Origin of the sequence: Sphingomonas sp., from assembly GCF_036387595.1 — a bacterium.
Lineage (GTDB): Bacteria > Pseudomonadota > Alphaproteobacteria > Sphingomonadales > Sphingomonadaceae > Sphingomonas.
The window spans coordinates 1-10,212 of the sequence record NZ_DASVTL010000065.1 but is presented as its reverse complement, the minus strand read 5'-3'; the positions used below and the strand labels follow the sequence as shown (position 1 = coordinate 10,212).

Annotated in this window: 10 protein-coding genes; 4 read left to right on the top strand and 6 right to left on the bottom strand. The window is 67.0% G+C overall.

From position 1 onward, the window contains the following. The 3 genes from VF643_RS05445 to VF643_RS05435 form a co-directional block, all read right to left on the bottom strand. Nucleotides 1-636 (bottom strand): IS110 family transposase (locus tag VF643_RS05445; RefSeq protein WP_331042359.1); only part of this gene is annotated, 636 nt, incomplete at its 3' end. Between the two features lie 541 nt (nt 637-1,177). Further along, nucleotides 1,178-1,852: an IS110 family transposase gene (locus VF643_RS16100; RefSeq protein WP_414713805.1), complete on the bottom strand. Its 675-nt coding sequence runs from the start codon at nt 1,850-1,852 to the stop codon at nt 1,178-1,180. Nucleotides 1,853-2,971: 1,119 nt separating this feature from the next. Beyond that, complete coding sequence (locus VF643_RS05435; protein WP_331042357.1) at nt 2,972-3,286, bottom strand: glycine zipper 2TM domain-containing protein; 315 nt, start codon at nt 3,284-3,286, stop codon at nt 2,972-2,974. Nucleotides 3,287-3,376: 90 nt separating this feature from the next. Between VF643_RS05435 and VF643_RS05430 the strand changes: the two genes are divergently transcribed. After that, nucleotides 3,377-4,006 (top strand): trimeric intracellular cation channel family protein, encoded by a 630-nt coding sequence (locus VF643_RS05430; RefSeq protein WP_331042360.1) that lies wholly within the window; start codon nt 3,377-3,379, stop codon nt 4,004-4,006. Here the strand turns inward: VF643_RS05430 and VF643_RS05425 are convergent. The 3 genes from VF643_RS05425 to VF643_RS05415 all read right to left on the bottom strand — a co-directional run bounded on the left by VF643_RS05425 (nt 4,003) and on the right by VF643_RS05415 (nt 6,319). Continuing rightward, complete coding sequence (locus VF643_RS05425) at nt 4,003-5,028, bottom strand: methylated-DNA--[protein]-cysteine S-methyltransferase (RefSeq protein ID WP_331042356.1); 1,026 nt, start codon at nt 5,026-5,028, stop codon at nt 4,003-4,005. The two genes, VF643_RS05430 and VF643_RS05425, sit on opposite strands and share 4 nt — an antisense overlap. A 55-nt stretch (nt 5,029-5,083) precedes the next feature. Then, on the bottom strand, nt 5,084-5,521 hold the full coding sequence (locus VF643_RS05420; RefSeq protein WP_331042355.1) for a DUF3617 domain-containing protein: 438 nt from the start codon (nt 5,519-5,521) through the stop codon (nt 5,084-5,086). 96 nt (nt 5,522-5,617) lie between these two features. Continuing rightward, nucleotides 5,618-6,319 carry a dienelactone hydrolase family protein gene (locus VF643_RS05415; protein ID WP_331042354.1) on the bottom strand — a complete coding sequence of 234 codons (702 nt, stop codon included), beginning with the start codon at nt 6,317-6,319 and terminating at the stop codon, nt 5,618-5,620. 107 nt (nt 6,320-6,426) lie between these two features. Here VF643_RS05415 and VF643_RS05410 point away from each other — a divergent pair, with 107 nt between their 5' ends. The 3 genes from VF643_RS05410 to atpA all read left to right on the top strand — a co-directional run bounded on the left by VF643_RS05410 (nt 6,427) and on the right by atpA (nt 10,196). Then, a complete protein-coding gene (locus VF643_RS05410) occupies nt 6,427-7,974 on the top strand; it encodes a hypothetical protein (protein ID WP_331042353.1) in 1,548 nt (515 codons plus the stop codon). A 130-nt stretch (nt 7,975-8,104) separates the two neighbouring features. After that, nucleotides 8,105-8,662, top strand: a complete 558-nt coding sequence (locus VF643_RS05405; protein ID WP_331042352.1) for a F0F1 ATP synthase subunit delta — start codon at nt 8,105-8,107, stop codon at nt 8,660-8,662. Nucleotides 8,663-8,666: 4 nt separating this feature from the next. Continuing rightward, the gene (gene atpA / locus VF643_RS05400; protein WP_331042351.1) at nt 8,667-10,196 is read left to right on the top strand and encodes a F0F1 ATP synthase subunit alpha; all 1,530 of its coding nucleotides are present in this window, start codon (nt 8,667-8,669) and stop codon (nt 10,194-10,196) included. Nucleotides 10,197-10,212: the final 16 nt, after the last annotated feature.

Genomic DNA, 10,212 nt, shown 5'->3' with positions numbered 1-10,212 from the left:
AGGCATGGTGGCGATGATTTGGTTGGCGGTGAGCGTGCCCAGGCCGGCGATGCTGGAGAGGATGTCGTAGCGCCGGGCGAGCTTTTCGTCGGCGGCGATGACGGCGGCGATCTCGGCGTCGAGCGCGTCGATGTGGCGCGCGATCTGTTCAAGGCGCTGGCTGCACTGCCGCTTGAGCAACGTGACCGTGAGGTTCTTTGCGCGGTTCTTGAGCGCGGTGCGATCGCGCACCAGGCCATCGCGCGCGTTGACGAGTTCGGCCAGCTGGTTCTGCCGTGGGTTTCGGGCAGGCCTGACCGGCGGTTGCAGCGTGACCGCCATCCGGGCGAGCAATCTGGCGTCGATGCGATCGGTCTTGGCGAGCGTACCGGTAGCCTGGGCGAAGCGCCTCGCCCGCTCCGGGTTGAGCTTGATGCAGGGCAGATGGCCCAGCGCGACCTCCAGCGCACGGTGGTAGGTGCCGGTCGCTTCATAGGCGATACGCTCGACCTCCCACTGCTCGGCCCACGCGATCAACGCCTTGTGGCCCTTGGCCGTATTGGGGAACTGACGATCGATCCCGGCAGGATGGGCATGACAGTCCAGCGTCGCCTTGGAGATGTCGATGCCGATGGTTTGTGGTAGGTCGCTGCTCATCTTTTCCGCTGTCCCATGCTTGTCATCCGGGCCTTGCAGCCCCGGTATCCGTTCGGGCCTGATGGAAAAGAAAGGGGCGATCCTACTCTAACCCGGTCCGCAATCGACCGGCCGTTTTGCGATCCGTCCCCTTCCGCCCGGTCCGGGGTGGCCACCCCGGACCGGGCATCCCATCCTGACCCGAACAGACCCCAAAGTCATAAGACAAGTCGTTCTCGACCAAGTCGGCACGCAACGGTCCTCCCGGAAGGTCAAGGCCATGCATATTAACTTTGGGGGTTGATGCGCCCTGAATAGCCACCGGAGGCTGGCAACGGTGTGGTCCTTGTGTAGTGGCGAAGGTGTCTGGTGTTTGAGGATGGCATTGAGGGTGGTGAGGAGTTTTTCGGCGAGTGCGATGAGGGCGAGTCTTGGGGGTTTTCCGGCGTCGCTTAGGCGTTGGTAGAAGCGGCCGAGGCTGGTGTCGGATCGAGCGGTGGCGAGGGATGCTCCTTCGACAAGTTCAGGACAAGGCATGTAGAGGCCTAGGCGGGCGAGGGTTCTACCGCCGCGCACGGAGCGTTGCCGCAGAAGGCCCCGCCGTCGTTGATGAAGGGCGCAAGGCCGGGGAGCGCGGCGGTAGCCTTCGGGGAGAGGCGGCCGAGTTCGGGCGGAGCAGCCCAAGGTTCCGGCGATGCGCAGCATCGTTGGAAAGGCTGCGGAGGGATCTGGGCGATGAGGATCGTGGCGGCGACCGGGCCGATGCCGGGCGCCGAGCGGAGCAGGTCTTCGTCTTGCGCGATTGCGGGGCTGGTGCGCACGGCGTTACGGATGGCGCAATCGAGTGCGGCGATGGCGTCGTCGAGCCAGGCGAGGTGACGTTCGAGGCCGGCGGCGAGGTCCGGGTCGCGCTCCTCGGTACGGCGGGTGCCCTCCTGCTTATGGATCGTGACGAACTGGTCGCGTCGGCGCGAGAGAGCCGCGCGTCGATGGCGTCGGTCCTGGCCCGTCTGCCGGTGGCGCGCGCGAAGTGGCGTGCCTGTTCCGGGTTGACGCGGGCATAAGCGATGTCGGCTTCCCCCAGGCCGGCGCGCAACGCCGCATCGTAGCGGCCGGTCGCCTCCATCACGACCAGGCGGTCGCGCGCCCTCAGCGTAGCCACCCAAGACCGGCGAAGACCAGCCAAGACCGGATCGCCTCGGTCGCGTTGGCGATGCGGCGCGTCGTGAGTCGGCATGTCGTGAATGTCGAGATGATCCTTCGAGATATCGATTCCGAAGGCGCCAGGGTGTAATGTCATGATGCCTGTCCCCTGGTGCGAGGTCTGTGCAACGCAGCCTCGTGCAACTGGTCAGGTGGTCCACAATGCGGGCCGGGAACCGAGCCGGACTGCAGCACCTTCGTGCCAGGGGCCCAACGGTCTCCCGCCCGCTACCCTTATTGCACATAGGGGACACGCGGGGGCCCAGGTGCACCGGTCGTCCGAGGTCAGGACGAACCCTACAATATGCGTATGCCGGGCTCGGCCCCGGCCTTCGCCGGGGAGGCGGTGATCTTGCATCCTCGACCGGGCCTTATGCGATCCTCCTTCCCTGAAGGGGGCGAGAGCGAGCCTGGTCGACTTCAATTCTAAATTCGCTCTGGCTGAGCCAATTTACGCGAAGGATGAGGTTTGGCGCGACAGTGGCAATGGCGTTTCATTTGCGGGGTTTCCGGCCAGGACCATCGGAAAGGTTCGTGTGGTTGAATGGCGACCCCGGTGTCGTGTCGGTAAGGCTTGGATCCTGACCTGACACATTGGGGAATAGGAGTCGTCTCGGTCTGATCGCGAACAGTGTGGAAAACATGGCCGAACGCGAGCAACTTCTTTCCCGACAAGAGCCTCGCGTTGCCGAGCGGACCTCTGCCGTTCCCGCATCGCTCTACTCGCGTGCCGCCCTGGGAAACCCCGCTGCCCCTTACGCATCACGCCAGTCCCACGATCCGGCCGTATCGTCCAGGAACCGACCGAGCGTCCGGGTGCACAGGCCAATGCTATGCGGGCGCCACGTCAAGGGCGGCAATCGTCGACAGTAGATGGCCGACGTTGCGGATCGTCGCAGGCGCATCACGCCCGGCATCGCCGCACGGCCGGCTGTCCCGCCGCGCCTGCTGACAGGGAACTCGAACGGGCGACCGCCCGAAGCGCTGCTCGCCCTTGCGGCTGGAGAACAGCCGCGTCGACCGCTCCGGTCCAGCACGCCGGGCGGGTAGGCTCACGCACACGGCCCGCCCTGCCGCCGAATGTCCCGGACTGAAACGATCGGTGGCAGAGCGGGCCCGGCAGGGGCACACATTGGGCGCGCCCCGCGGTGTCTTATCGGCAGCGGCGGTTGTTGTTGCTGGTGCCGCGGTCGATCGCGCGGCCGGCGAGCGCACCGGCGGCGGCCCCGCCCAACGTGCCGATCGTTCGGTCGCCGCGGGTGTCGACCGTGCGGCCGAGCAGTGCACCAGCGACGCCTCCGATCACCAGGCCGGTCGTGCCGTCGGGCTTGCGGCAGCGCGTGCGACCGCGATCGTCGCGCCATTCGCGATACTTGTAGCGGCGCTGCGCATCGGCTTCGGACACCGGTACGATCAGGGCGGGCGCGACCATCGCGGCGCATCCCAGAGCGAGCATCATCTTACGCATATCGTTACTCCAGAAAAACACGAACCGCATGCGTAACGTCGCGTTCGCGGCCGAAGTTGCATGAACGTCATACAACGATCAAACCGCGTCATGCTCGATCCGGTCCACGTCCTTCCCGCCGCCGCGCCCTGGCTCGATCTGGCCGGACTGGCGGTGTTCGCGGCGTCGGGCGCGCTCGCGGCGGCGCGGCGCGGGCAAACGATCGTGACGCTGGCCTTCTTCGCGCTGCTTACCGGCGTGGGCGGGGGAACGGTGCGCGACCTGCTGATCGGCGCACCGGTGTTCTGGGTGCATGACGCGCGCGCGGCGGCGGTGTGCCTGATCGTCGCCTTCCTGATCTGGATCACGCCGGCACGATGGTGGCGTGGCGCCGCGCTCGACTGGTTCGATGCGATCGGCATGGCGGCTTATGCGGTCTATGGCGCGGCCAAGGCGCTGGGCTATGGGTTGCCGCCGGTGCCCGCGGCGCTGATGGGCGTGGTCACGGCGTGCGTCGGCGGCATCTTCCGCGATGTGTTGGCTGGCGAGCCGTCTATCCTGATGCGCCCGGAATTGTACGTGACTGCGGCGGCGCTGGCGGCGGCTTCGCATGTCGCGCTCGTGCTCCTCGGCGTCGGCATGGTGCCCGCGGCCATCCTGGCGGCATCGGCGGGTTTCACCCTGCGCGCCGCCGCGATCCGCTGGCGCCTGGCGCTGCCCGCCTATCGCGACCCGCGTTAGCCGCCGCGTTCGCGCGCCAGCAATACCCGCTTGCGCTCCAGCCCGTAGGCATAGCCGCCCAGCGTCCCGTCGCTCCGCTGCGCGCGGTGGCACGGCACGACCAGCGCCAGCGGGTTCGCGCCGCATGCGCTGCCCGCCGCGCGCACCGCGGCCGGGTTACCGGCCAGTGCTGCGAGTTCGGAATAGGTGCGGGTCTCCCCGGGCGGAATGGAGGCCAGCGCCTGCCAAACCGCTTCCTGGAACGCTGTCCCACGCACGTCCATGGGCAGGGCATGGCCACGGCCCGGCGACTCGACGACCGCGATCACCTCGGCCGCGAGCGCCGCCAGCGCCTCGCCGCCGGACTCGATCGCGGCGGCCGGAAAGCGCGCAGCCAGCGCGCGCTCGTCCTCGTCGAACGACACGCGGCACAGCCCCTTGTCGGTCGCCGCGATCAGCAGATCGCCGAGCGTGGTCGCCGCGATCGTCCAGCGGATCGTCTCCCCCGCGCCACCTTTGGCCCAGGCACTGGGGCGCATTCCCAGCCGCGAACCTGCATCGGCATAGAAGCGGCTGGGCGCGGCATAGCCCGCATCGTAGATCGCGCGTGTCACCTGCTTCTCCCCGGTCAAGGCATCGGCCACCCGTGCGACTCGCCGCCCGCGGGCAAAGGCAGCCGGGGTCACCCCCGTCTCGCGGGTGAACAGCCGATGGAAATGATGCGGCGCATAGCCGGCGCCCGCCGCCAGCGTCGTCAGCGGGATCGCCGCCGTGCTCGCCTCGATCGCCGCAATGGCGCTCGCCACCGCCACCCGGTCCCGCCCCAGTTCATCGGGGCGGCAGCGCAGGCACGCCCGCAATCCGTGCGCACGGGCCGCCACAGCATCGGCGAAGAACGTGACATTCTCGCGCCTGGGGTGGCGTGCGGGGCAACTCGGCTTGCAATAGATGCCCGTCGTGCGCACCCCCACGACGAAGCGCCCATCGGCGGACCGGTCGCGCCCCTCGAAGGCCGCCCAGGCCGCATCGGTGTCGATCGTCATCCCCGCGCTATGCCGCACATGCCGGCCTGCCGCATCCCGCGGCTTGCTCTCAAAGCTATTTCTTGCACGCTCCCGGCAGCTTGTCGTTTGCGGTGCTGGTCATCGTCATCGGCATGGTGCCGGTCACGACGGATTGGCCCGGCGAGGTGAAGCTGGTGGGCGTAAAGCTGCCGGTGCTCACCATCTTGGTCACCTGGCCGCCGTTGGCACATGTCATCGCCGATCCCATTCGCCCGCTTTGCATCGTGTAGCGACCGAAGGTGCAGGACTTGTTCGATTTCAACATGTCCTGCGGGCCGCGCGCCGCCTCTTGCGGGGTGACGCAATGCTTTATGCGCGTTGTCTTGCCCCGCATCATGTTGGCGACGAACGCGGGGGCGCCGGGCATGTCGATCGTACCCAGAGTGACCGCGATCTCCCACAACCCCGGCGTAACCCCTGCCGACTGCGCCAGTGCCAGCGCGGGCATCATTGTCAGCGCCAGCGCGATCATCCGCTGCTTTCCCGGCGTCGTCCATATTCCCCATCCAAGTCGGACGACAGCGTTGAGGATGGGAAGGGCCGCGCATTGGACGTTTACGCCATGCGTTCATCCGCCGTTGGCGCGGAACAGCGTCAACGTGCGGTCCCTCGCCAGATGCGCCGACGCCTCATGATAATCCTTGCGCCGATCCGAATTGAAGCCGTGCCCGGCTTCGTAGATGTGGACGGTGGCGTTGGGCCAGTCCTTGGCGACGACCCCCTCCACCCCCTCTATCGGGATGCTCTGATCGTAGCGGCCGAAGTGCAGGACTACCGGCACCTTTGGCTCCTCGTCCGCTGCCGCCGGCACCTGTCCGCCATAATAGCCCGATGCCGCCGCGACCCCGCGCATGCGTGTCGCGGCCATCCATGCGACCGACCCGCCGTAGCAATAGCCCACGACGAACACCGGGCCGCCCGCATTGCCGTCCAGGGTATCCCCGGCAAGCGCATCGACGCAGGTCTGCACGTCGCTCAGGCTCGTCTCGAACGGATGCAGCGTGCGCGCCAGTTCCATCGCACGCGCGAATCCCGGCCCGCTGTAATCGGCCTCGAACCCGGGATGCTCGCGGTCGAACAGGGCCGGGGCGAGCACTTCATATCCTTCCGCCGCATAGCTATCGGCCACCTCGCGGATGTGCTCGGTAATCCCGAAGATTTCCTGCACGACGACCAGCCCGCCGCGTCGCGCGCCGACGGGCTGCACCCGATAGACGCCGATGTCGGCGCCGTCGGACATGGTCATCTGCTCCATCGTACCTGCGGTCATGTGGGCGTCTCCTTTCGAGCATGGCGTAGCAGGGCGCCTGCGATTCGCCATTGGCAAGTCGCGGCCCCGCCGGGTAGCTTGATCGGAAAAGAAGGGCGCTCAACGGCATGAAGCCGATATTCGGTCTGGCAACACTCGCGACCCTCGTCCTCGCCGCGCCCGTGCGGGCGGAGTGGCTGCAGGCGACGTCGCGGCACTTCATCGTCTATTCGGACACAAGCCAGGCTGCATTGCGCAAGCAGGCGACCGATCTGGAATATTTCGACGCGATGGTCCGGCGCTTTCACAAATCGGGCGCCGACAAGGATGCCGAGTTCAACCGCGTCACCGTGTACGTCCTTCCCAGCATCGCGTCCGTTCAGAAGCTATACGGCGGCGGAAACGTCGCGGGCTTTTACGTGCCGCGCATCGACGGTTCGGTTGCCTTCACACCGCGTTCCGGAGGCAGCGACACGTTCGATCTTACGCCGCGCATCGTGCTGTTCCACGAATATGCACATCATTTCTTGCTCGGCAATTACGCGGTGGCCTATCCCGCCTGGTTCAGCGAGGGCTACGCCGAATTCGCCTCGACCATGATGCAGAAGGACGGCGCATTCTGGCTCGGAGCGGCGGCCAATCACCGGGCCTATTCCCTGGGAGAACGCAAGGCACTCTCGATCCGGCAGCTTTTCGCGCCTCCGGCAAAGATGAGCGAGGAGCAAACGTCCGCGCTTTACGCGCGGGGCTGGTTGCTGACCCATTATCTGATGTTCGACGTCGAGCGTCGCCGCCAGCTGAACCGCTATTTCGATTCGTTCAACGCGGGCAAGCCGAGTCTGGACGCGGCGACGGAGGCGTTCGGCGATCTGAAGGAACTCGACGGAAAGCTGGACGCGTACCTCCGCAAGACCACCTTGCCCGCGATCAAGGTGGACCCGGCTGCGCTTCCGACGCCCACGGTCGACATCCGCGCGCTCACGCCGGGGGAGGCGGCGCTTATCTCCATGCGGATGGAATCCACCCGCGGCGTCAACAGCCGTACCGCTGCGCCGCTCTATGCCAAAGCCAAGGTGGCGGCGGCCCGGCATCCGACCGACCCGGTCGTGCAGGGTTGGCTGGCGGAGATGGCGTTCGACGCCGGCCAGCTGGACGCCGCCGAAGCCGCGGCCGATGCGGCGATCGCGACCAGTCCGACCTCCAGCCAGGCGCTGCTCTACAAGGCGCGCGTCCATCTGGTGCGCGCAATGCAGGCCAAGGCGAGCGATCCGAAGGTCTGGACCGAGGCGCGCAGCTGGATCGTGAACGCCAATCGCGCGACTCCCAACGATGCGGCAGCGCTGGCGCTCTTTTATCAGAGCTTCCTCATGCAGGGCGTTCGGCCGGGCAAGAACGCCAGTTCAGGGCTGTACCGCGCGGTCGAACTGGTGCCGCAGGACGGCGGCATGCGCTTCCTGGCCGCGCGACAGCTGATCCTCGACGACCAGGTCGCAGACGCCAAGGCGCTCCTGCGCCCGCTCGCATCCGATCCACACGCGGGGGCGGAAAATGGCGCGATCCGGTTGCTGGCGTTGCTGGAGGCCGGACAGTCGGGCCAAGGCGCGATCGACGCGTTCGATCGGGCGAACGCCGAGGCCGCGAAGCGCGATGGCGCGACCGGCGCCGGCGCGGACTGACCCGCAGGGATGGCCGGGCGGGTTGCATCCCCGCCGCCCCGATGCTACGCGCGCCGCCATCCCGTGGAGGGGCCGTCATGGTCCTGTTCCCCCGCGGGCGAACCCGGTCGTTGACGAGGAAGTGGATCGCGTGGAGACATCCGGCGGTGGTATTCAGGCAAGCCTAGGCGGACGTTATGCGTCGGCGCTGTTCGGTCTCGCGCGCGATGCGAAGACGATCGACCAGGTGGAGGCGAGCCTGAACGCGGTGCGCGATGCGCTGCAGCAGTCGGACGATTTCCGCACCCTGACGACCAGCCCGATGATCGCGCGCAGTCAGGCGGCCAAGGCCGTTCTCGCCACCGCCGACAGCCTGGGCATCGATGCGACCACGAAGAATTTCCTCGGCGTCCTTGCCGAGAACCGCCGTCTCGGCCAATTGCCGCAGATCGTCCGCGGCTTCCGCGATCTCGCCAGCCGCCACCGTGGCGAGGCCAGCGCGGAAGTGACCAGCGCCCACCCGCTGACCGACGATCAGGTGATCGAGCTGAAGCAGCAGCTGCGCCAGCGCGTCGGCCGCGAGGTGAATGTCGATCTGTCGGTCGATCCCCAATTGCTGGGCGGACTCGTCGTCCGCATCGGTTCCCAGATGATCGATTCGTCGATCCGCACCCGTTTGAATGCGCTGGCCAGCGCGATGAAAGGCTGAAGTCATGGATATTCGCGCCGCAGAAATCTCCCGCGTCATTCGCGATCAGATCGCCAATTTCGGCACCGAGGCCCAGGTCTCGGAAACCGGCCAGGTCTTGAGCGTCGGCGACGGCATCGCCCGCGTCTATGGTCTCGACAACGTCCAGGCGGGCGAGATGGTCGAGTTTTCCAACGGCGTTCAGGGCATGGCGCTGAACCTCGAGGCCGACAACGTCGGCATCGTGATCTTCGGCTCCGACGCCGAAATCCGCGAGGGCGACGTCGTGAAGCGCACCGGCACGATCGTCGACGTGCCGATCGGCAAGGGCCTGCTCGGCCGCGTCGTCGATGGTCTCGGCAATCCGATCGACGGCAAGGGGCCGATCGTCAGCGATCAGCGCAGCCGCGTCGAGGTGAAGGCGCCCGGCATCATCCCGCGCCAGTCGGTCAGCGAGCCGATGCAGTCGGGCCTGAAGGCGATCGACGCGCTCGTTCCCGTCGGCCGCGGCCAGCGCGAACTCATCATCGGCGACCGTCAGACCGGCAAGAGCGCGGTCGCGATCGACACCTTCATCAACCAGAAGGGCGTGAACGCCGGCGATGACGAGAGCAAGAAGCTGTACTGCGTCTATGTCGCGGTCGGCCAGAAGCGCTCGACCGTCGCGCAGCTGGTCCGCACGCTCGAGGAGCAGGGCGCGATGGACTATTCCATCGTCGTCGCCGCCACCGCATCGGACCCCGCGCCGCTCCAGTTCCTGGCGCCCTATACCGGCACCGCGATGGGCGAATATTTCCGCGACAACGGCATGCACGCGCTGATCGTGTTCGACGATCTGTCGAAGCAGGCGGTCGCCTATCGCCAAATGTCGCTGCTGCTGCGCCGCCCGCCGGGCCGCGAAGCGTATCCTGGCGACGTCTTCTATCTCCACTCGCGCCTGCTCGAGCGCGCGGCGAAGATGAACGACGCGAACGGCGGCGGCTCGCTGACTGCGCTGCCGATCATCGAAACACAGGCCGGCGACGTGTCGGCATATATCCCGACCAACGTGATCTCGATCACCGACGGCCAGATCTTCCTCGAAACCGATCTGTTCTTCGCCGGCATCCGTCCCGCGATCAACGTCGGCCTGTCGGTCAGCCGCGTCGGCTCGGCCGCGCAGACCAAGGCGATGAAGAAGGTGTCGGGCTCGATCAAGCTGGAGCTCGCGCAATATCGCGAGATGGCGGCGTTCGCGCAGTTCGGCTCGGATCTCGACGCCTCGACGCAGCGCCTGCTGAACCGCGGCGCGCGCCTGACCGAGCTGCTCAAGCAGCCGCAGTTCGCGCCGCTGCCGTTCGAGGAACAGACCGTGTCGATCTTCGCCGGCACCAACGGCTATCTCGATAGCGTGCCGGTGCAGGACGTCGTGCGCTACGAGGCCGCGATGCTCGCCTTCATGCGCGATCAGCATGCCGACGCGCTGACCAAGATCCGCGACACGCGCGATCTGGGCGACGAAGCCAAGGCGGGCGTAAAGAGCGCGCTCGACGCGTTCGCCAAGACGTTCGCGTAAAGCGACACCGACGGAC